Here is a 20,326-nt window from a genome sequence, read left to right on the forward strand (position 1 = left end):
TCGCCATTCAATCCGCGTTCAGGGCATCATTTCCGATGCGCGACAGCAGGATAACCGCCTGGGTGCGGCTGTCGACCCCCAGTTTCTGCAACACTGCGGACACATGCGCCTTGACCGTGGCTTCCGATACGCCAAGCTCATAAGCGATCTGCTTGTTCAGCAAACCTTCCGCCAACATGGTCAGCACGCGCGTCTGCTGTGGCGTCAATGTGCGCAGCCGCGCGATGAGCGCCTCGATTTCCGGGTCGTGCGGATGGTCCAGTTCAATATCGGCCGGTGTCCAGATATCGCCCGCAAGAACGGCATGCACGGCCTCGCCGATCGTTTCCATGCTGGCGGATTTCGAGATGAAGCCGGAGGCGCCAAGTTCCACCGCGTGGCGGATCGTCGCCGCATCATCCGTCGCCGAAACGATGATGACCGGAAGCGCCGGCTGCAAGGCTTTCAACGTCACCAGGCCGGAAAGCCCCGTTCCGCCCGGCATCGTCAAGTCGAGCAGCAGGAGATCGATATCCTCTCGTTCGCCCACCAGTTTCTTGACGGCGTCAAAATCGCCGACTTCGATGATTTCAACACTCTGCGACTGTCCTGAAAGAACCTGCCTCAGTGCTCCCCGGAAAAGCGGATGATCGTCAGCGATGATGAAATGCATGAGCCTCGCGCGCCATTGTTTCAGGTCTCCTCCCTCGCGGTGCCGGTCAATCAGCCAGCCTTTCCGTTTTATGCCGTTTTTTGGCTCGGGCAACCAAAATTCACGTTGCTAACCCCTTTTCACAATCCTCATTGCCGCCATCTGGCCGCATTGTATATTAGGTTGAACATCGAAAATAACATAAGAGCAGCCCGGCCAACTTACTGGAAGGGAACAAAAAGGCATTTCATGACGCGCAATACGCTTTATCCAGAAATCCAACCGTTCAAGGAAGAGATGCTTCAGGTTTCTCCGCTGCATCGAATCCATGTCGAACAATGCGGCAATCCGAACGGCAAGCCCGTCATCATGATCCATGGCGGCCCTGGCGGTGGCATCACGCCCACCATGCGCCGCCTGCACGACCCCGAGCGCTACCGCATCATCCTGTTCGACCAGCGCGGCTGCGGTCGTTCGACCCCGCATGCGGAACTGCGTGAAAACACGACCTGGGATCTCGTGGCGGATATGGAGCATATTCGTGCGCATCTCGGCATTGATAAATGGCAGGTCTTTGGCGGCTCCTGGGGGTCGACACTCGGCCTTGCCTATGCGCAATCCCATCCGGAGCGGGTAGCGGAGCTTGTTCTGCGCGGCATTTTTATGATCCGCCGTTTCGAAGTCGACTGGATGTATTCCAACGGGGCAAGCATTCTCTTTCCCGATCATTTCGAGGCTTACCAGGAACATATACCCGAAGCCGAGCGCGGCGACATGATCGCCGCTTACTACAAGCGCCTCACCGATCGTGACCCGCAGGTGCAGCTTGAAGCAGCACGCCGCTGGGCGCGCTGGGAAGGCTCGGTCATTTCACTTCTGCCTGATCCGGCGCGCGTGGACGCATTTGGCGAAGACCAATACGCCATCGCCTTTGCGCGGATCGAATGCCACTATTTCCAGAACCGCGGCTTCCTCGATTCCGACGATCAGCTTCTGCGCAATGTGGACCGCATCCGGCATATTCCCGGCGTGATTATCCATGGGCGCTATGATGTCTGCACGCCGTTCATCAATGCCTGGCAGCTCAAGAAGATGTGGCCGGAAGCCGATCTCAGAACCGTCGAGGATGCAGGCCACGCCGTCACGGAACCCGGCATCACCCATGAACTGATCGAGGCGACAAAGCGTTTCGCTCAATAGATCGGGTGGACTGATTTCCTCGCGTAGGCGCTGCGCACTTTTACCGGAAATGCTTTAGAGCGGTTCCGGTTTAAATGGAATCGTCGGAACCGCTCTATCTATTTGTTTTGTCGCATTATCCTACGCAAAACCGCTGCGCACTTTTGGCTCGAAAATGCTTTGATGAAAAGGCGCCCTGTGGCGCCTTTTCCTTCATTCTCAGGTTCTGCCGCCCGGTGCAGCCTCGTTGCCCGGTTTTTCCGGCTCGCTGTCAAAACTCTTTGCTATATCCATGAAGCGGCGCATGAAGCGCTCCATATAGCTCATGGATTGCTCGAACTCCTGTTCGCTGGGCAAGCCCGAAGCAGCGCCGCCCTTACCTTCAAGGGCAGAAACTTTATCCTCCAGCTTCTTCACCCGATCCTGCAAGTCGGCAATGTCGTTCTCATAGGCCTCGCGATCCTCCGTCGCCATCTTGCAGACGAATTGGCCCTGCTGTTCTATGCAGGTGGAAATAGCGCCGGTTCTAGTATCCAGACGAATATAGCCGGATTCCGTGCCTTCCAGCCGATAACGCCCGTTTTCCTGCGCAAGCGCATTGGCCGGGGCAAGCGCAGAACCGAGAAGTGCAACAGCAGCCAGATTGCGGACCATCCATGTTTTTCTGTTCGGCATAATGCAATTCCCTTCCGCTTCTCTTTCCGATGTTCCCATCATATGGGAGGTTTACGACGAAAATCGAACATGCGGGACTTTGATTTCCGAAGAAATTCGGTCTAGAGAGCAGCCATGACAACTCAGATCATCTATAAGATCGCTCCGCGCACCCTTTGGGCACAAGCAGAACAGGCTGGCAGTTTTACCGGGGCTCCGGTTGATATCGCCGATGGCTTTATCCATTTTTCCACTGCAAAACAGGTACGGGAAACGGCAGCCAAACATTTCGCCGGCCAGCAGGATCTACTTCTGATCCATGTGAATGCTTCCGCACTTGGCGCGGGATTGAAGTTTGAAGTTTCACGCGGCGGAGCCCTCTTTCCTCATCTTTACGGCGAGCTGCCGCTTGCAGCCGTCTTGCAGGTCGACCCCTTGCCACTGGGGAATGATGGTCTTCACATTTTTCCGGAGCTGGATGATTAATGGGCGGGCTTTTTGAAACTCTGGGGCGACGCGCCCTTTTTGCCTTCGATGCGGAACAGGCGCACGGCCTTTCCATCGCCGGCCTGAAGACGGGCCTCGTCAGCTGCGGCGCGCCGAACGATCCGGCACTTTCCGTCAAGGTTGCGGGCCTCCAGTTTCCAAACCCGCTCGGCATGGCGGCAGGCTATGACAAGAACGCCGAAGTGCCGGATGCGCTGTTGAAGCTCGGCTTCGGCTTTACCGAAATCGGCACAATCACACCGCGCCCGCAAAGCGGCAATCCGCGCCCGCGCATTTTCCGCCTCGTGGATGACAGGGCGGTCATCAATCGCCTCGGCTTCAATAATGAGGGCCATGACGCAGCGTTCAAACGCCTGTCACAGCGCGCAGGCAGGAGCGGCATCGTGGGCGTCAATATCGGCGCCAACAAGGATGCGGAAGACCGCATTGCCGATTATGTTGCCGGTATTCGGCGTTTCTACCAGCTTGCGCGCTATTTCACGGTCAATATCTCTTCGCCCAACACACCGGGCCTGCGCAATCTTCAGGCACGCGAAGCCTTGCGCGAATTGTTGAGCCGTGTACTCGAAGCCCGCAATGAAGAGGGCAAGATGTGCACGCTGAAGCGTCCGGTTTTCCTCAAGATCGCACCCGATCTGGCGGATGAAGAACTGGACGACATCGCCGCCGAGGCGACCGAACAGAAGCTGGACGGCATCATTGTTTCCAATACCACGCTTTCACGCGCGGGCTTGAAAAGCGCCGAAAACCGCGATGAGACAGGCGGCCTCTCCGGCGCCCCGCTTTTCGACCGTTCCACCATCGTCCTCGCCCGCATGCGCGAGCGTGTCGGTCCTGACATGCCGCTGATCGGCGTCGGCGGTGTGGATAGCGCCGAAACGGCGCTGACCAAGATCAAGGCAGGCGCAGATCTCGTCCAGCTTTATACGGGCCTGATCTATCGCGGGCCGAACCTGCCTGCTGAAATCGTGCGCGGCCTGTCTGCCGCCGTAAAACGCGAGGGCGTTGCCAACATCGCGGTACTGCGCGACCGGGACACCAAAGACTGGGCCAGACGCGATCTGCCCGCATAATCAGGCGATGAATTCCGTACGATAGCGGCGCGGCAAGATGGCCAGAAGCGTGACGCCACGGATCGACAGAAACAGATTGAGCGCCAGCCAAAGCCCGTGATTGCCCATCACGGGCTTTGCCGCATAAAGAACCGCCAGAAAAAATGCGAGCGAAAAAAACATCATGTTGCGCATGTCGCGCGACCATGTGGCGCCGATATAGACCCCATCCATATGGAAGGCCAGCAGTCCGGTTATGCCTGTCAGCGCCGCCCAGGGGAGGTATTTCAGGGCTTCGGCATGAACGTCTTCCGCCTTGGACAGCAAGCCGATGATGGCATCGCCGAACACCAGCAGGAAAAAGGCGACTATGCTCGCCATGACCAGCCCCCAGACGAAAGTGAGCTTGGCCCCGCGCACAAAGGCCGGGCTGTAACGCGCCCCGATCGACCGACCGACAATCTGCTCGGCCGCAGCCGCCATGCCGTCCAGGAAGAAGCCTGCGACGAGGAAGAAGTTCATCAGGACGGCATTGGCCGCAAGCGTAACCGGGCCGAGGTCCGCGCCTGCCCGCGTAAAGAACGCAAAGGCCGTGAGAAGCAGGAATGAGCGGATCATGATATCGCGATTGACCGCGAACATGCGCAGGATTCCCTGCTTTTGAAATATCCGTGCCCGGTTGGGGCGCAGCGATGCGTCCTTGCGGAAATGCCGCAACACGATGAACATGCCGACAAGCGCAGCAACGGTTTCGCCCGTTACCGTCGCCCAGGCAACGCCGGTGACGCCCCAGCCCAGTTCCAGCCCGAGAACGATGCAAAGCACGATATTGATACCGTTGAGCAGCACCTGAAGGGCAAGGCCGACGACACCCTGTCCCCGCCCCAGAACGAGGCCCAGTATCGAATAGTTGATGAGCGCGACCGGCGCCGACAACATGCGGATCGACACATAGGTCGCCATCGCGTCCTGCGTGGCGGATGTCGGATGCATGAAGGTGGAAGAGACGGCGATGATGATTGGCAGGCAAAGGATCATCAGTCCGCCAGCAATAACCGCGATGATGATGGCGCGCCAGAAGATGGCCTGTTCTTCCACGGCGTCTTCGGCGCCCACGGCCTGCGCCACCAGCCCGGTCGTGCCGGACCGCAGGAAATTGAACATCGACAGCAGAAAGTCAAAGACGAGCGCGCCAATCGCCAGACCGCCGATCAGCTCGGCCTGTCCCATCTGGCCAACAACGCCCATATCGACAAGACCCAGAAGCGGGGTGGTGATGGCGGCAAGCGTCATGGGAATGGCGATCAGCATCACCATCCGGTGCGTTACGTCGAACGGCCTTGTTACGCCACCAGCACGTTGCAGCGACTGATCCATGATGCTTGTCCCGAATGTGTTCCCTCTGATCGAATTGATCTACTCTGGAATCAATCGAAACGACAGACAATTCGGCCACCGGATTGTCGCAGTTCCTGACAGCGGACTGTCAGGAGAAACAAGCCTGTTACAGGCTGGATCAAAAAGCGACATGCGGGCGCGAAAATGGTGATTTTCGAGCACCGGAACTTGCAACAAATTGCCATTTGCAGCCACAGATGGCGGCTTTTGGGACAGGTTCTTACAGTCCGAGCATCATCGCCCAATATATATAGGTGGGCTTGTTCTCGGGCGTGGCCCAGGCGAGGCCATAATGCTCGAAGATCGGATCGAGCATGTTCTTGCGATGGCCGGGCGATTTCATCCATGCGTCGAAGACAGCCTGTGTGTCGCGCTGTCCCGATGCCACATTTTCCGCTGCGGGCCCGCGGATACCGGCCTGCCGCAGCCGCGCGACGAAACCGTTACCCCAGCCGATGCTATGACCGATCTTGCCGTAGCTCGCCATACGCCGGGCCTGATAAAGCGCGGCCTGCTCAAGCTTCGAATCCGTCGCCATCAGCGGCAGGCCGTTTGCCTTCCGGATCGCATTGAAAATCGCGGTCGGATCGTTGTCGCTTGCAGCCAAAGCCTCGTTCAACGGCATTGCCGACAGTGCCAACGCTCCTCCGGCAAGGACGAGGAAACCACGCCGATTAAGTGTAAATCCTTGTTTTTTCTGCATTGCCTGCCTGATCTATTCAATCACCGAATGGAGTTCACTTCCGGTAGCTGAGGATACGGAGCAAAATAAAGGCAGGAATGACGACCGCCGCGCCAAGGATGAGATAATCGACAAAGCCTGAAATTGCCGAAAAGCCCATATTCCAAAGGCGCAGGATGAAATCGCGGATGCCGTAGAGAATATCGTACGGTGTCCAGTGAAACGCGCTCATGACCACGCCGACGACCAGCGAAATCAACACCAGCTTGATCAGGACGCGGGCGGGCGTATCGCCAAGAAAACGGTTCACACCATCCGACATGTACATCTCCTGTGTCGTTGTTGGTCAAAGCGGCAGATCTATCGCGCAAGAAATAGGCTCTCCGTGCAGCCCGCGCAAGTTCTGCCCCTGCTCATCGCTGCTTGCGGTATTCGCGCGGTGGCTTTTGCTTCTGCCGCGAGAACGAGCGGTTCATGCTGCGCGTATCGGTGAAGCCGCTTGCAACGGCCACGTCCAGCAGCGACAGGCCCGTTTCGGACAACAGTTCCTTGGCTTTCTTGACCCGAAGCTCTTCGCGAACCTCAAATGCCGTTCGGCCGAGTGCGAGCCTGAAGCCACGCTCCATCTGGCGAACGGAAATTCCCAGCCTGCGTGCAACATCGACCATCGGCACCGGGTCTTCCAGCGTTTCCTCGAAAATGCGGATCGCCTTGCGGATCATCGGCGAGCGCACGCCATTGAAACTCAAAGCCGGCTGCTCGGAACGGACAAGCTCATAAGGGATCATTAGGATGGATGCGCTCTTACGCGCCAGTTCCTCGGAAATCTCGTTCTGGATAATCGACAGCGCGAGCGACGCCGCCCCAAGCCCGCCGGCGCAGGTGAAGTGCCTTCGGCTGCGATGAAACAGGCTGGTCGTATCGGCTGTATAACCGTCGAAAAGCTCCAGAAAATCATCGCGATGGAACCAGTTCACGCAGCAATTGCGGTCCGGCAGAAGATCGGCTTCCGCCAGAAGAAAGGCAGCAGTGCAAAGACCAACCACAGTCTTGCCGCGTCGATCCGCGCGCTTGAGGAGATCGATCAGCGCCTGCTGTCGCGGCCGATATTGCCCAAGCAGCCCACCCACAACCGCAACATAATCGCAATCATCAAGCTCGCCGATAGAGGCGGTCGGCTCGATCACCATGCCGGAGCTTGACGTGACGGGATCTCCCGACAATGTGCAAATCTTCCATGCACAGCGTATCTGGCGGCTCTTGTCCCGATCATCGGCAGCAAGACGAAAAGGATCGAGGAAAAGGCTGAGCGCCGTCAGCGTAAAGCCCGGCAGCGCAACAATGCCCACCGACAGCCTGCGTTGCGGCGCATCCGTTGCCGTTTCCGGCTTCCTGTCCTGATCCCGTCCGGTTCCGTTGGTCACTTCGATTGCGCTCCTCCCTCCAAATCATATCTGCTTGGAGGAGGCTCATACAGTCAACGAAAATGCTTGGAAAGCTTCAACTGCTGCGCCTGATAGTTGGAACCAAGATCAATGCCGTAAAGCGCCGAAGGGCGATGCAGCATATGTTCGTAAACCAGACGCCCCACAATCTGCCCATGTTCCAGAATGAACGGAACTTCATGGCTGCGGACTTCCAGAACCGCGCGACTGCCGGTTCCGCCCGCAGCACTATGCCCGAAGCCCGGATCGAAGAAGCCTGCATAGTGAACGCGAAATTCGCCGACCAGAGGATCGAAGGGCGTCATTTCGGCTGCATAAAGCGGGGGCACATGCACGGCCTCGCGCGAGACGAGAATATAGAATTCGTCCGGATCGAGCACGAGTTCACGCGCGCCGCGATCATAGATCGGCTCCCAGAAGTCGAGAATGTCGTGCGCCGCACGCTTGTCCACATCGACAACCGCCGTATGGTGCTTGCCGCGATAGCCGATCAGCCTGTCGGCACCGCCGGAAAGATCGACCGAAAGGGCAATGCCGCCGCCGGAAATATTCGGCATTTCCGCTGCGACCAGCGTTTCCGCATCATGGAGCGCGGCAAGTTCGGCCTCGTCGAGTTGGGCCCTGCCCTTGCGGAAGCGTATCTGCGACAGGCGCGAACCCGTACGCACGACGATCGGAAACGTGCGCGGGCTGACTTCCAGATAAAGCGGACCGTGATACCCGGCAGGCACTTTGTCGAATTCCTGCGCTCCGTCGGCAATGACGCGGGTGAAAATGTCCAGACGGCCCGTCGAGCTTTTCGGATTTGCGGATGCGGAAAGCTCCGGCGACAGCGCTAGGCCTTCGAGAAGCGGGACGATATAAACGCAGCCCGTTTCAAGAACGGCCCCTGCGGTCAGGTCGATCTCGTGCAGTTTCAGCCGTTCCAGCTTATCGATGACCGGCGTGCCGGGCCCCGGCATGAAGGAGGCGCGGACACGATAGGCCTTTGCGCCAAGCCGCAGATCGAGGCTCGCAGGCTGGATCTGATCGGGATCGCGCGGGCGCGGGGACACCAGCAAACCGCTTTCAAACAGTGCGGCAATATCCGCATCCGCCAGAATTCCAGCATCTTTCTGCATCATCAACCCGACACTCCGTAGCCTAAGCACTGCTTGACAAAGACCATTGACCGGTCGCGGCGTCAATGCCAAGCCTTGGAGCCGATGGAAACCGGGTTTTCCGCAGGAATCGGAGCATTATCAGGCCAAATGGGACGCGCTTTTCCCGAAATGGGCCGGTTTCGGCATTGACGGCTCCCCTCAACAGGCATAATGAAAAACCGTTCCGTGGTGATTTGGCCGGCCGGCTTGCAGCCACGTTAAAGAATTCGCTAAAAAAGGCCGCGGTTCGTTACCGGCCTTTTGCGTGTTCGCAAGGCCGGTTTTTTATTGGCCGCCGAGGCTTTGCTTTCCGCCCCGGCCGACCAGCTTTTCGACAGGTTGGAAAAATGACGACAGAAAATACCCGCAAGTTTCGCCCCGCGACCGAACTCGTGCATGCCGGATCGCTCCGCTCCGGATTTGCCGAAATGTCGGAAGCAATGTTTCTGACGCAAGGCTTCCTCTATCCGAGTGCCGAAGCTGCCGAAGCGCGTTTCAAGGGCGAAGATCCGGGTTTCATCTATTCGCGTTACGCCAACCCGACCACCGACATGTTTGAAAAACGCATGTGCGCGCTGGAAGGCGCCGAAGAAGCGCGCGCCACCGCATCCGGCATGGCGGCGGTGGCCGCGGCCATACTGTGCCAGGTGCAGGCCGGCGATCACGTGATTTCCGCCCGCGCCGTCTTCGGCTCCTGTCGTTACATCGTCGAGACGCTTCTGCCGAAATATGGCGTCGAGATCTCGATCATCGATGGTTCCGACATCGAAAACTGGAAAGCGGCCGTTCGCCCGAACACCAAGGTCATGTTCCTTGAAAGCCCGTCCAATCCGACGCTCGAAATCATCGACATCGCTGCCGTCGCGCAGATCGCCAATGAGGCAGGCGCCAAGCTCATCGTCGACAATGTTTTCGCCACGCCGCTTTTCCAGAAGCCGCTGGAACTTGGTGCCCACATCGTCGTTTATTCCGCAACCAAACATATCGATGGCCAGGGGCGTTGCCTTGGTGGCGTTGTGCTGTCCGATCGCGAATGGATCGAAAACACCTTGCAGGATTATTTCCGGCATACCGGTCCGGGCCTCAGCCCTTTCAATGCATGGATCATGCTGAAAGGCCTTGAGACATTGGCCGTCCGCGTGCGCCAGCAGACGCTGTCGGCGGCTGCGGTCGCGGACTTCCTTGCAGGCAAGCCGGGCGTCAAGCGCGTGATCTATCCGGGACGGGCCGACCATCCGCAGGCCGACATTATTGCCAAACAGATGACGGGCGGTTCAACGCTCATTGCTCTGGAACTGGAGGGCGGCAAGGAGGCTGCGTTCAAGTTCCAGAACGCCTTGCAGGTCTTCAGCATCTCCAACAATCTGGGTGATGCAAAAAGCCTGATCACGCATCCGGCAACCACGACGCACAAGAACCTTAGCGACGAGGCGAAAACCGAACTTGGTATCTCGGACGGCCTGCTTCGGATATCGCTCGGCCTTGAGGATACGGACGATCTCGTGGAGGACGTGGAAGCAGCCCTGAAGGCGGCTCGCTGAACGCAGGCTCCCCATATTGTGGCTTTTTGGGCCGCAAACAGAGACCTAAACGACGCAATTGCCGAATATTTCGGCAATTGCGTCGTATTTGCTGCCCATATTGTTGACCTCTCCCGCAACTTTAGCGATAGGAGGGCGAATAGCGGCGTAAAGCGAACCGACGAACCGTTAAATGGACAAGCATCATTGCGATCCAGATTGCAGGATGACAGGGCCGGTGTGAATGCAGGGCAGTGCGCATGTATAGAGCGGTAACGCGGGGGATCGAAGTTTCGGTCGAACCTTTTTATCTGGAAGAGCAATCCGAGCCGGACGAAAACCGTTATGTCTGGGGCTACCGTATAACGATCGCCAATAATTCCGCAGAAACAGTCCAGCTTCGCTCGCGCTACTGGCAAATCACCGATGCAAACGGACGTGTCGAGGAGGTGCGCGGCGCAGGTGTGGTTGGCGAACAGCCAACACTTGAGCCCGGCGATTCATTTCAATATTCATCGGGTTGTCCGTTGACCACCACGTCGGGGGTCATGGTGGGGCGCTATCAGATGCAGAATACGGGCGGCGTCATCTTCGAGGTCGATATCCCCGCTTTCTCGCTCGACATTCCAGAACAAAGACGAACCTTGAATTAGAAATAACTAACTTTTAATTTTCATCGAAAGAAAAAATATTTAAGCGATAATGCCAATACTCGCCTGCCTTTATGCAATTAAATATCGCGATGATTTTTCATTGGATTCATATCACCTTCAGATGTATCAAGATAATAAATGAGACGAGATCGCACTCGCCCCACATAAACATGCTATATAGTATATAAGGCTCATTATATGAGCACAACCTTTAGAACTCTCCTGTTCGCTGCAATTTTCTGCCTTTACTGGATAACGGTTAATCCCTTCATCGACCTTAGAAATCCTGACGTTCTGCTCGCACAGGAAACAGGAAATGCTGTCCAGCAGCTACTTTCGCTTCTGCTCACGGCGCTAGGCCTTCGCGTGATATGGCGAAACACGCGCCTGACAGCAGTTGTCTTCTTTCCGGCTCTCACTGTATTGCTGACCTGGCAGTTGATGACTGTCATTTTCTCCAGCCATCCAGACCTCTCCATCCGGCGCTATATATTCAGCCTGACCGTCTTCATAACCAGCCTTGTTTGGATACTGGTACCGGAAGACGAAGAACATTTTATTCATATGATAAAATTCCTGTCTCTTTGTATTCTTGGACTGGCTTATTTCGGCATCCTGTTCCTTCCCGCAGTTTCCATACACAACCTGTCTGAAGTTCTTGAACTTGTGAATGCAGGATCATGGCGCGGGCATTTCGCCCATAAGAATATCGCCGGTCCGGCAATGGTGGTTCTTGCCTGCTATGGTATGTATCTCTGGCGTGCCAAAGCGCGGCTTGCGGGTGCTATCATCGTCCCGTTCGCACTGTTCTTCCTTTACAAGACCAACAATAAGACCTCGATCGGCCTCGTCATCATCTCATTCAGCATGGCCTATTTGATCAGCAAAACACGCAGCTTCGCACTCAAGGCGTTGCTGGCTTACATTCCCCTGCTCCTGGTGGCATTCCTGACATTGGGTACCGTATTGTTCCCAAGTGCACGTGAGCTGGTACAGAATTTCTCGTCTGATCCGACGTTCACAGGAAGAGCCGATATCTGGAAATTTGCGGTTACCCAGCTCGGGAAGCATCCGCTGATGGGCTATGGCTATGAAGCTTTCTGGGCAACATCGAGCTTGGTGAATGGCGGCTATGACGTCGAGACCTGGGCGGCCAGGGCGGGACACGCTCACAATGCCTACCTCAATGTCGCGATCACGACGGGTATTATCGGCGTTATCCTTTTGATCTGGTGGATTGTCTGGTGCCCGCTCCGGGATTTCCACAAGGCGCAAAACTCGGGAAACGCCCCCAGCCTGTCGCTCATGTATCTCCAGATATGGATGTTCATGATGCTATACGCCAATCTGGAAACCGCTTTCTTTGTCAATCGCGGCCCGGTCTGGTTTTCGCTTCTCACAGCCACAATGGGTCTACGTCTGCATGCCAAAGCCAGCCAGATCATGTCACCCGATAGAAAAATGGCCCGCCATGCCCAGCGGCGAGCCATTCCCCTGCTTGCAACCCGTCAAGCCTGGAGCACGCCTTCCGAAAGGGAAAACATTCCGGACAAAGGGCGTCCTTAAAAACAAATGGATAGAGCGGTCCCAACGACCCTTTTTCAGGATTCGTCCTAAGATTGTTCGGCAAACTCCGCCGGATCGAACTCATAGAGCTTGGAGCAGAATTCACAGGTCACGGAAATCTTGCCGTTGTCGACACTGTCCCGGATTTCCTCGGCTGTAAAACCCGACAGCACACCGGCAATCTTTTCACGCGAGCATGAGCACTCATCCAGCACCTGCACGGCGTCAAACACACGCACGCCGCGTTCATGAAACAGACGATAAAGCAGCCGTTCCGAACCGACTTGCGGGTCTGTCAGTTCCGAGCTTTCGATCGTGCCGACCAGCGAACGGGCCTCGTCCCACGCATCGTCTTCCGGATGAATGGCAGCTTCGGCTTCATCCTCATCGCCGCCCGGCAGATCGGGAATGCGTGCACGCAGTTCGGATTCCGGCAGGAACTGAATAATCAGCCCACCAGCACGCCACTGTTCAACCGGCTTTCCATCGGTCCCGCGTTCGACAAGCTTGGCGACGCTCAGCTTCAGATCGGTCGGAATCTGTTCCGACTGACGGAAATAGGTCGTCGCGATTTCTTCCAGGGTCGAGCCATCGAGCGCCACAATGCCTTGATAACGCTGGGTATAGGCTCCCTGATCCACGGTGAATGCGAGCGAGCCCCGTCCGAGCAGTTCCTCGGGCTTCGTCTTGTGGGCGGCAATCGCATCCTGCAAGCGCTCTTCGTCAAACCGCGCATAGGCACGCACCGAACGCGGCGTGCGGAAATCGACCACCAGCATATCCACAGGACCGTCGGACTGCGTCTGGAAGATGAACTTGCCCTCGAATTTCAGCGACGTGCCAAGCAATACGGTCAGCACCGTTGCTTCCGCCAGCAGGCGGGCAACTTCTTCCGGGTAGTTGTGGCGCTTCAGAATGCCGTCGATGCTCGCGCCAAGCTGAACCGCGCGACCACGCACGTCGAGCCCTTCCACCTGAAAGGGCACGACGGCGTCATCGCCTGCGAAGCCGAAATCTCCCAGGTTGACCTGAATGTTCTCGACTTCGGTATGCTCGTTGCCGGTCTTGTCAGCCAAATTATGCTCCCAGATTGCGGCTTTGCAGGCACCAGGCCAGAATGGCTTTCTGGGCATGGAGCCTGTTTTCCGCTTCATCGAATACGACCGATTGCGGTCCATCGATCACTTCATCCGTCACTTCCTCGCCGCGATGGGCAGGCAGGCAGTGCATGAAAAGCGCCTTCGGATCAGCTTTCGCCATCAGTCGCGCATTGACCTGATAGGGCATGAAAACGTTGTGGCCGCGGGCATGATCTTCCTGCCCCATCGAAACCCATGTATCGGTCACGATGCAATCCGCACCGCTTGCCGCCTTATCCGGGTCGATGGTGGACATGATGCCCGCGCCATTGGCTTTCGCCCAATCGACATATTGCGACTTGGGTTCGCTGCCTTCCGGCGTTGCGATATTGACGTTGAAATCAAAACGCGCCGCAGCTTCGACCAATGAGTGGAGGACATTGTTGCCATCCCCCATCCAGGCAAAGGTCTTGCCTTTGATCGGGCCGCGATGTTCCTCATATGTAAGAACGTCGGCCATGATTTGACAAGGGTGCGTGTCGTCAGTCAGCGCGTTGATGACCGGAACAGTCGCATATTCGGCCAGTTCCAGCATGCGTTCATGCGAGGTGGTGCGGATCATGATCGCATCGACATAGCGCGACAGGACCTTCGCCGTATCGGCAATGGTTTCACTGCGTCCGAGCTGCATTTCCGAGCCGGTCAGCATGATTGTCTCGCCGCCAAGCTGGCGCATGCCGACATCGAACGATACGCGCGTGCGGGTCGAGGGCTTTTCGAAGATCATTGCAAGCACCTTGCCTGCAAAAGGTCTTTCAATCTCGCCAGCCTTCAGGCGCGCCTTGCGCGCCTTGGCATCTTCCATGATTGCACGAAGTTCCGATGCCGGAACGGCGGAAAGGTCGATAAAGTGTTTGATCCCGTTATCGTTAGCCATGATATTACGCCGTCTTGCTGATCGGATTTGCAGTTGCGAGCCGTTCGACCGCCGTTTCGATGCGCTTCAAGGCTTCGCGCGCCTCTTCCGGCGTTGTAATCAACGGGGGAAGCAGGCGGACGACATTGTCGCCGGCACCGACGGTCAGGAAATGTTCGTCGCGAAGCGCCTGGATGAGGCTGGTGTTCGGCACCACGCATTTGATGCCGATCAGCAGGCCGCGTCCGCGGATTTCGGAAACAATGCCGGGATAGCGATCGACGATGGAGGCAAGGCCCTGCTTCATGACGAGCGCGGTTGCCTGAACATTGTCGAGGAAGCCTTCGGCCAGAACCACATCGAGCACCGCATTGCCGACGGCCATGGCCAGCGGATTGCCGCCATAGGTCGTGCCGTGGACGCCAGCCGTCATGCCCTTGGCAGCTTCCGCCGTCGCAAGGCAGACCCCCATCGGGAATCCGCCGCCGATGCCCTTGGCGACAGCCATGATGTCCGGCTTGATACCGGCCCATTCATGGGCAAAAAGCTTGCCCGTGCGGCCAACCCCGGTCTGGACTTCATCCAGGATCAGCAGGAGGCCCTTCTCGTCGCAGAGCCGGCGCAGCATACGCATGAATTCTTCCGGGAAACCACGCAGACCGCCTTCGCCCTGCACAGGCTCAAGCAGGATCGCCGCCGTCTCGTCGGTGATTGCCGCACGCAATGCCGCTTCATCGCCGAAAGCTACCTGATCGAAACCCTCGACCTTCGGACCAAAACCTTCGAGATACTTGGCCTGACCGCCTGCGGCGATGGTGGCCAGCGTGCGGCCATGGAAGGCGCCCTCAAAAGTGATGATGCGGAAACGCTCCGGGTGGCCGCTGACATATTGATAACGGCGCGCGGTCTTGATCGCGCATTCAAGCGCCTCCGCGCCGGAATTGGTGAAAAAGACCTTGTCGGCGAAGGTGTTGTCGACAAGGCGCTGCCCGAGTTTTTCCTGCGCCGGAATTTCATAGACATTCGACAGATGCCACAGCTTTTCGGCCTGGGCCTTCAATGTCTCCACCAGATGCGGATGCGAATGGCCAAGCGAATTCACCGCGATACCCGCCGCAAAATCGAGATAACGTTCGCCGTCTTCGGTAATGAGCCAGATGCCCTCACCTCGCTCGAAGCGCAGAGCCGCACGATTATAGGTGTCGTATAGCGGTTGCACGGTCGTAGCGTCGGTCATAACGTCAGGCCTCCAAAGCCCTTTTCTAGCAGCCTGCCCGGCAGGCAAGACTGTGTTTCCCACAAACAGTTCCCGGGCGCTCGAACCGGTTCCCACCATTCGAAAATCGCCCGATATTCCATTCCCAACGGCCACGAAAAACAATGAAACGTGAGAGGAATGGCCCGGATGGCATCGTGCTCCTCGCCTGAGCCTCCGGCAGAAATAAAAAACCGCCCCCAGGGCGGCAATTTATCTCGCGCGTATATTGGCGTTCATGGAAAAAATGTCAATCAAAGCGAGCGCGTTTGACAGTCATCTTTCGGCATGACTTCATGCATTTTCTCCCCCTTGCGGCATTCTGCGGCCAGAGACGACTTTACGCGGGCTACAGCGCCCTATAGAAAAGACCCTTCCCCGGTGGAGGCTGCCAGACGGCACGTCCGCGCCGCAAGTTTGCAATGTTCCATCCTGAAACAGTCCGGGTTTCCAGTGCAGGAATAATTGCGTGCAAAATTTTGGCGCGACACCAAAGAAAAACCGTCTTTGGCACCCAAGTTGGGGAAAACCGTAAAAATGGAATCTGCCTGACAAGGCTATCCCTTGTCATGGAGTCATTCGATATTGTAGTTTCTTTCTAGAGATTAAAGCTACATTTCGTGCGACGGACCTAGTCACCCGGATAGATATGGTGTTTGCGCTTGGAGCAATCCGAGAACACTAGTGGATTCCGGATAACGAAAATGATTGGAGCCCAGGGCGATGAACTGGACAGACGAACGCGTCGAACTACTGAAGAAACTGTGGGGCGAAGGCTTGAGCGCAAGCCAGATCGCAGCGCAGCTTGGCGGCGTGAGCCGTAATGCAGTGATCGGCAAAGTGCACCGTTTGAAGCTTTCAGGCCGTGGCAAGACCACGACCGCTGCTCCACGCAGCAAGAAGGTCAATACGGTCGCCGCAGCGCCACGTCCTGCGGCACAACATGCAACCGGCGTCCATACGACGACCATGCGCACGGCAACAGTCACCAAGACGGTTGGCGCCACCGCGCTTCAGGTCGATTATGCCGTGGACGTTGTGGCAGAAACCGTGGTCAAGCCAGCCTCCGATGTGGTGGTGCCGATTTCGCGCCGTCTTTCGCTGCTGCAATTGAGCGAACGCACCTGCAAATGGCCAATCGGCGACCCGCTGAACGAAGACTTTCATTTCTGCGGGCATGAATCCGGTGAATCGAGCCCCTATTGCAGCTATCATTCGCGTCTGGCCTTCCAGCCGACGGCCGAGCGCCGCCGGGCCCGTTGATATAAGGGAATAGGTGAGTAAGGGAATAGGTGAGTAAGGGAGTAGGGGAATAAGGGAATAGGTCTGACGATATCGTCGGCATTCCCTTTTCTATTTCCGCGCTTTTCTCAGGGCACAACCAAAAAGTGGCGGCGTGCGAGGCGCACGGAGACTTTTGGAACGGGGCTTCTGCCCCTACTCCCCTACTCCCCTATTCCCTTACTCCCCTACTCCCTTCCTCGTAGACCTTCAGCGTGCGATCAGCGATTCCGCTCCAGCTATAATCGCGCGCGATCCAGTCGATCATTGCTTGTGACTGTTCAGCGGTCAGCGGATTGTCGATCTTCCGTCGCAGCGCGTTCTTCAATGCATCGACATCGCCGAGCGGAAAGTAACTATCCTCCGAAAGCCCCACTTCAACATTGGCGGTGATATCGCTTGCCAGCACATTCAGGCCATATCCCATCGCCTCCAGAAGCGCGATCGGCATGCCTTCATGGCTGGACGGCAGGATAAACAAGGCCGCCTGGCTGAACAGGGCCGACAATTCTTCTCCCCGCAGCGCACCCGTGAGCACGACCCCGGGAACAGCCCCGGCTCTCGCACGAACCGCCCCGGCATATTCCGCCGTATATTCCGCCGAACCGATCAGGGCCAGCTTGAGGGAAGGGTCGGAAAGCTTCGCAAAGGCGTCGATCAGATCAAGCTGGCGTTTTTCGGGAACGATCCGCGCCACAAGGGCGATGTAGCGACCAGGCGTCAGGCCATGTTTTTCCAGCCAGGCCCCATCCTTGCAGGCAGGACGGAGCGTGACGCCATTGGGAATGAAGGTGATCGGCACATGATAATGCTGACGCATGGTTTCAGCGATGTCGTTGGAGACTGCGATACGTGCATTCGCAAAGCGCATCCCACACCATTCGCCAAGCTTCAGCATGGTGCGTGCAAGCCGCCCCCACTTCTGACGATTATAGTCGAAACCGTGATGCGTCACCACCGTACGCAATCCCAGCAGGCGCGCCAGCGGAACGGCGAGAGCCGGGCCGATTGCGTGGATGTGCAGAACGTCCGGCCTCTTGAACCCGGCGCGCAGCACGCCCAGAACCGTGTGGACGATCGCCTCGAATTTCATGGAGGTCGGAGCCCAGATCGGCGTTACCCGCACACCGTCCCATAGATAAGGCTGTTTCTGTTCCAGATAAGGGCGTCGCCCGATGACCTCGACGTCCCACCCCTTCGTCACATAAAGCCGGGCCAGTTCCTCGACATGTTTTTCCACACCACCCTGAACATTTGGAACACCGCGCAGGCCCAGCATCATGACACGCGGTCGTTTGTCGTTTCGGACCATCAAAGTGCCCCCAACTCGGCGTAAAGCTCAAGCGTGCGGTTTCTATATGCCTGTGGCGAGAATTCATTGCCGGCCCAGATCCGGCCCGCATTGCCCATCCTGCGCCGCCCCTGCGCCGATAACCCCGCCAGATCGCCCAGAACACGGGCAAGGTCATCAACATCGCCCGTGCGTGAAACCATTCCGGTTTCGCCCTCGATAATCATCTCGGGAATTCCGCCGATATTCGCGCCGATGACCGCCACCCCAAGCGCATAGGCTTCGAGAATGCTGATCGGGGCATTCTCATACCATTCAGACGGCAAAACGAGCGCCTTCGCTTCGCCGATCAGCCGGTGCAGCCGTTCTCCCGAGACATAACCGGCAAATGTAACATCGCCACCGGTCTCGGCCGCGAGCGCCTTCAATGACTGCTCTTCCGGTCCGGTGCCCGCAATGACGAGTTTCTGGCCCGCGCTGGCCGCCGCACGAATGAGCGTGCCGATCCCCTTTTCCGGCGCCAGTCTTCCCACATAGGCGAAGTAATCCCCCTCATCCGCATAGGGTTTCAGATCGTCGGTATGGGCAAAATTCGGGATGTAGACCAGCTTCTCTTCCGGCCAGCCCCATTCGGCAAGTTTCGCAATATAAAAACGGCTCGGCACAACGATCCGGTCAAGTGTATTGCGGTAAAGGCCAAGCATGCGGTGGATTGCCGTCTCGACGAAAACCAGCCCGCTCAAGGCCTTGGAATCCTTGATGCATTTGTGAAGCGCCACATTGTAGATGCGGCCGCCCTTGCATCGCTCGCAGATCTGGTTGTGCGACAACATCTTGTAGGCCGGACAGGCCAGCTTCAGGTCATGGGCCGTCATGACCGTCGGAATACCGGCATCCTTCAGAACCGGGAAAATCGACGGCGACAAATGGTGGTAGATATTGTGCGCATGCGCGACGTTGGGGCGGAAGCGGTCGATGAGTGCCTTGATCCGGTCCCGCGCCTCCCATGAATAAATGATCTTGCCCGCCTGCACGACTTTGGTAAGCGGGCTGCTCTCCCGGCCATATTCGATTTCGGACACGAAATAGGACGACCAGTCGGATACAAGATTATCCGGATGCTGCATGGCAAAGGGTGCCGTCTGCCAGCCGATCTCGGAAAATAATCTGATGTGATCGAGGAAAACTGTTTCAGCACCGCCGCGCCGATAAAAATAATTGTTGATCGCCAGCAGGCGATGTTCCCTGTCATTTACATGCGTCAAGCAGCACCTCGTTGCGCACCAATGCGCGCCAATGCCTCGCGAACGGAAAGAACAGCCGCTCCGCTTTTTACGGCATGGGAGACGAGGTGTTCAAAAGTCTCAGGCTTGCAACCGAACTCGGTCGGCGTATCGCTGATATCATGCGTATAGAACACCAGCCAGCCGGGTTTTGCGCTCACATCGTCAATCCAACGGGTCTGGCGCCAGGCCCCGTCATCCGGCTGCCTGATTTCCACCGCTTGCAAGAAGGCGAGATCGATCACGCCGCGATTGATGCGATTGCCACCCCCGCGACATGTTGCAAAACGGTCGGCGAAAAGCCGCCGCGACATGACCGACGAAGCGCAATAGGGATAGGCGAAATTGCGCGACCCGACATGATCGGGATCGAGCGCATCGAGACAGACCGTATTGCGGTCGAGGTCGGACGCTATTTCCTCGGCACCGACGTAAGGCACCTTGAGGTGGTCATAGGTATGGCAGCCCAATTCGTGCCCACGCTCGGCCAGCCTGCGGCATCCTTCCTGCGTAATCAGGTTTCTTCCGGCTTCTTTCGTACCAACCAGATTTCCTGCAATATAGAAGGTGCCGTGAACCGCATATTTATCCAGAATGGCAGCCCCGGCGCTTTCCGCCGTGTCGGGCACATCGTCAAATGTAAAGGTGATGATCCGCTCGTTTTTCGGCAGACCGAAAGGCCGCAATGGAAACCGGCGACTGATACTGTCGTTCAGCCGAATGGCATACCATTCCAGGCGACTGCGCGCCCTGTCGAGACTATCCATTTCCACCATTGCCCCCGCGCCCTGC

General features: G+C 57.2%; 20 protein-coding genes and 1 riboswitch. Of the genes, 7 read left to right on the forward strand and 13 right to left on the reverse strand.

Annotated elements, in window-relative coordinates:
- Window positions 1–7: 7 nt before the first annotated feature.
- The gene (locus tag AVM02_RS07670; RefSeq protein WP_411506377.1) at window positions 8–652 is read right to left on the reverse strand and encodes a response regulator; all 645 of its coding nucleotides are present in this window, start codon (window positions 650–652) and stop codon (window positions 8–10) included.
- A 228-nt stretch (window positions 653–880) separates the two neighbouring features.
- Here AVM02_RS07670 and pip point away from each other — a divergent pair, with 228 nt between their 5' ends.
- Window positions 881–1,831, forward strand: coding sequence for a prolyl aminopeptidase (pip, locus tag AVM02_RS07675; RefSeq protein WP_411506378.1), 951 nt, complete (start codon window positions 881–883; stop codon window positions 1,829–1,831).
- Window positions 1,832–2,029: 198 nt separating this feature from the next.
- On the opposite strand, the gene AVM02_RS07680 is transcribed toward pip, so the two are convergent.
- Window positions 2,030–2,485, reverse strand: a complete 456-nt coding sequence (locus AVM02_RS07680) for a hypothetical protein (protein ID WP_411506379.1) — start codon at window positions 2,483–2,485, stop codon at window positions 2,030–2,032.
- Window positions 2,486–2,599: 114 nt separating this feature from the next.
- Between AVM02_RS07680 and AVM02_RS07685 the strand changes: the two genes are divergently transcribed.
- The gene (locus tag AVM02_RS07685) at window positions 2,600–2,950 is read left to right on the forward strand and encodes a DUF952 domain-containing protein (RefSeq protein WP_411506380.1); all 351 of its coding nucleotides are present in this window, start codon (window positions 2,600–2,602) and stop codon (window positions 2,948–2,950) included.
- On the forward strand, window positions 2,950–4,044 hold the full coding sequence (locus AVM02_RS07690) for a quinone-dependent dihydroorotate dehydrogenase (RefSeq protein WP_411506381.1): 1,095 nt from the start codon (window positions 2,950–2,952) through the stop codon (window positions 4,042–4,044). Before AVM02_RS07685 ends, AVM02_RS07690 begins: the two co-directional genes overlap by 1 nt.
- On the opposite strand, the gene AVM02_RS07695 is transcribed toward AVM02_RS07690, so the two are convergent.
- The 5 genes from AVM02_RS07695 to AVM02_RS07715 all read right to left on the reverse strand — a co-directional run bounded on the left by AVM02_RS07695 (window position 4,045) and on the right by AVM02_RS07715 (window position 8,672).
- Window positions 4,045–5,400 carry an MATE family efflux transporter gene (locus tag AVM02_RS07695; RefSeq protein WP_411506382.1) on the reverse strand — a complete coding sequence of 452 codons (1,356 nt, stop codon included), beginning with the start codon at window positions 5,398–5,400 and terminating at the stop codon, window positions 4,045–4,047. It lies immediately after the preceding gene.
- A 241-nt stretch (window positions 5,401–5,641) separates the two neighbouring features.
- Window positions 5,642–6,124 carry a CAP domain-containing protein gene (locus AVM02_RS07700; protein WP_411506383.1) on the reverse strand — a complete coding sequence of 161 codons (483 nt, stop codon included), beginning with the start codon at window positions 6,122–6,124 and terminating at the stop codon, window positions 5,642–5,644.
- 34 nt (window positions 6,125–6,158) lie between these two features.
- Window positions 6,159–6,425: a DUF6460 domain-containing protein gene (locus AVM02_RS07705; protein ID WP_411506384.1), complete on the reverse strand. Its 267-nt coding sequence runs from the start codon at window positions 6,423–6,425 to the stop codon at window positions 6,159–6,161.
- Between the two features lie 91 nt (window positions 6,426–6,516).
- Entirely contained in the window at window positions 6,517–7,527 is a 1,011-nt protein-coding gene (locus AVM02_RS07710; RefSeq protein ID WP_411506385.1) for a GlxA family transcriptional regulator, read from the reverse strand.
- Window positions 7,528–7,580: 53 nt separating this feature from the next.
- On the reverse strand, window positions 7,581–8,672 hold the full coding sequence (locus AVM02_RS07715) for a 2'-deoxycytidine 5'-triphosphate deaminase (RefSeq protein ID WP_411506386.1): 1,092 nt from the start codon (window positions 8,670–8,672) through the stop codon (window positions 7,581–7,583).
- 194 nt (window positions 8,673–8,866) lie between these two features.
- Window positions 8,867–8,946, forward strand: a riboswitch (SAM riboswitch).
- A gap of 91 nt (window positions 8,947–9,037) precedes the next feature.
- Between AVM02_RS07715 and AVM02_RS07720 the strand changes: the two genes are divergently transcribed.
- The 3 genes from AVM02_RS07720 (at window position 9,038) to AVM02_RS07730 (ending at window position 12,429) form a co-directional block, all read left to right on the forward strand.
- Complete coding sequence (locus AVM02_RS07720) at window positions 9,038–10,231, forward strand: O-succinylhomoserine sulfhydrylase (RefSeq protein WP_411506387.1); 1,194 nt, start codon at window positions 9,038–9,040, stop codon at window positions 10,229–10,231.
- Window positions 10,232–10,470: 239 nt separating this feature from the next.
- Window positions 10,471–10,863, forward strand: coding sequence for a Co2+/Mg2+ efflux protein ApaG (gene apaG, locus AVM02_RS07725; protein ID WP_411506388.1), 393 nt, complete (start codon window positions 10,471–10,473; stop codon window positions 10,861–10,863).
- Between the two features lie 198 nt (window positions 10,864–11,061).
- Entirely contained in the window at window positions 11,062–12,429 is a 1,368-nt protein-coding gene (locus AVM02_RS07730) for an O-antigen ligase family protein (protein ID WP_411506389.1), read from the forward strand.
- A 47-nt stretch (window positions 12,430–12,476) separates the two neighbouring features.
- On the opposite strand, the gene AVM02_RS07735 is transcribed toward AVM02_RS07730, so the two are convergent.
- From AVM02_RS07735 to AVM02_RS07745, 3 genes are read right to left on the reverse strand one after another with little or no spacing between them, the layout of a single operon-like run.
- Complete coding sequence (locus AVM02_RS07735) at window positions 12,477–13,505, reverse strand: Hsp33 family molecular chaperone (RefSeq protein ID WP_411506390.1); 1,029 nt, start codon at window positions 13,503–13,505, stop codon at window positions 12,477–12,479.
- A 1-nt stretch (window position 13,506) separates the two neighbouring features.
- Window positions 13,507–14,445: an ornithine carbamoyltransferase gene (gene argF / locus AVM02_RS07740; protein WP_411506391.1), complete on the reverse strand. Its 939-nt coding sequence runs from the start codon at window positions 14,443–14,445 to the stop codon at window positions 13,507–13,509.
- Window positions 14,446–14,449: 4 nt separating this feature from the next.
- Entirely contained in the window at window positions 14,450–15,661 is a 1,212-nt protein-coding gene (locus AVM02_RS07745) for an aspartate aminotransferase family protein (RefSeq protein ID WP_411506392.1), read from the reverse strand.
- 741 nt (window positions 15,662–16,402) lie between these two features.
- On the opposite strand from AVM02_RS07745, the gene AVM02_RS07750 reads away from it, so the two are divergent.
- On the forward strand, window positions 16,403–16,942 hold the full coding sequence (locus AVM02_RS07750; RefSeq protein ID WP_411506393.1) for a GcrA family cell cycle regulator: 540 nt from the start codon (window positions 16,403–16,405) through the stop codon (window positions 16,940–16,942).
- Between the two features lie 190 nt (window positions 16,943–17,132).
- Here the strand turns inward: AVM02_RS07750 and AVM02_RS07755 are convergent, their stop codons facing one another.
- From AVM02_RS07755 to AVM02_RS07765, 3 genes are read right to left on the reverse strand one after another with little or no spacing between them, the layout of a single operon-like run.
- Entirely contained in the window at window positions 17,133–18,272 is a 1,140-nt protein-coding gene (locus AVM02_RS07755) for a glycosyltransferase family 4 protein (protein ID WP_411506394.1), read from the reverse strand.
- Window positions 18,272–19,516, reverse strand: coding sequence for a glycosyltransferase family 4 protein (locus tag AVM02_RS07760; protein WP_411506395.1), 1,245 nt, complete (start codon window positions 19,514–19,516; stop codon window positions 18,272–18,274). The genes AVM02_RS07755 and AVM02_RS07760 overlap by 1 nt, the downstream gene beginning before the upstream one ends.
- Window positions 19,513–20,310 (reverse strand): polysaccharide deacetylase family protein, encoded by a 798-nt coding sequence (locus AVM02_RS07765; protein WP_411506396.1) that lies wholly within the window; start codon window positions 20,308–20,310, stop codon window positions 19,513–19,515. Before AVM02_RS07765 ends, AVM02_RS07760 begins: the two co-directional genes overlap by 4 nt.
- Window positions 20,311–20,326: the final 16 nt, after the last annotated feature.

The organism is Brucella anthropi, from assembly GCF_046630315.1.
GTDB lineage: Bacteria > Pseudomonadota > Alphaproteobacteria > Rhizobiales > Rhizobiaceae > Brucella > Brucella anthropi_A.

Excerpts from the sequence above, each read along its gene's own strand:
- AVM02_RS07765 (WP_411506396.1), bottom strand. The coding sequence starts at position 20,310 with ATGGTGGAAATGGATAGTCTCGACAGGGCGCGCAGTCGCCTGGAATGG.
- AVM02_RS07695 (WP_411506382.1), bottom strand. The coding sequence starts at position 5,400 with ATGGATCAGTCGCTGCAACGTGCTGGTGGCGTAACAAGGCCGTTCGAC.
- AVM02_RS07745 (WP_411506392.1), bottom strand. The coding sequence starts at position 15,661 with ATGACCGACGCTACGACCGTGCAACCGCTATACGACACCTATAATCGT.
- AVM02_RS07670 (WP_411506377.1), bottom strand. The coding sequence starts at position 652 with ATGCATTTCATCATCGCTGACGATCATCCGCTTTTCCGGGGAGCACTG.
- AVM02_RS07705 (WP_411506384.1), bottom strand. The coding sequence starts at position 6,425 with ATGTCGGATGGTGTGAACCGTTTTCTTGGCGATACGCCCGCCCGCGTC.
- argF (WP_411506391.1), bottom strand. The coding sequence starts at position 14,445 with ATGGCTAACGATAACGGGATCAAACACTTTATCGACCTTTCCGCCGTT.
- AVM02_RS07750 (WP_411506393.1), top strand. The coding sequence starts at position 16,403 with ATGAACTGGACAGACGAACGCGTCGAACTACTGAAGAAACTGTGGGGC.
- AVM02_RS07730 (WP_411506389.1), top strand. The coding sequence starts at position 11,062 with ATGAGCACAACCTTTAGAACTCTCCTGTTCGCTGCAATTTTCTGCCTT.
- AVM02_RS07685 (WP_411506380.1), top strand. The coding sequence starts at position 2,600 with ATGACAACTCAGATCATCTATAAGATCGCTCCGCGCACCCTTTGGGCA.
- AVM02_RS07715 (WP_411506386.1), bottom strand. The coding sequence starts at position 8,672 with ATGATGCAGAAAGATGCTGGAATTCTGGCGGATGCGGATATTGCCGCA.
- AVM02_RS07755 (WP_411506394.1), bottom strand. The coding sequence starts at position 18,272 with ATGGTCCGAAACGACAAACGACCGCGTGTCATGATGCTGGGCCTGCGC.
- apaG (WP_411506388.1), top strand. The coding sequence starts at position 10,471 with ATGTATAGAGCGGTAACGCGGGGGATCGAAGTTTCGGTCGAACCTTTT.
- AVM02_RS07700 (WP_411506383.1), bottom strand. The coding sequence starts at position 6,124 with ATGCAGAAAAAACAAGGATTTACACTTAATCGGCGTGGTTTCCTCGTC.
- pip (WP_411506378.1), top strand. The coding sequence starts at position 881 with ATGACGCGCAATACGCTTTATCCAGAAATCCAACCGTTCAAGGAAGAG.
- AVM02_RS07690 (WP_411506381.1), top strand. The coding sequence starts at position 2,950 with ATGGGCGGGCTTTTTGAAACTCTGGGGCGACGCGCCCTTTTTGCCTTC.
- AVM02_RS07680 (WP_411506379.1), bottom strand. The coding sequence starts at position 2,485 with ATGCCGAACAGAAAAACATGGATGGTCCGCAATCTGGCTGCTGTTGCA.
- AVM02_RS07720 (WP_411506387.1), top strand. The coding sequence starts at position 9,038 with ATGACGACAGAAAATACCCGCAAGTTTCGCCCCGCGACCGAACTCGTG.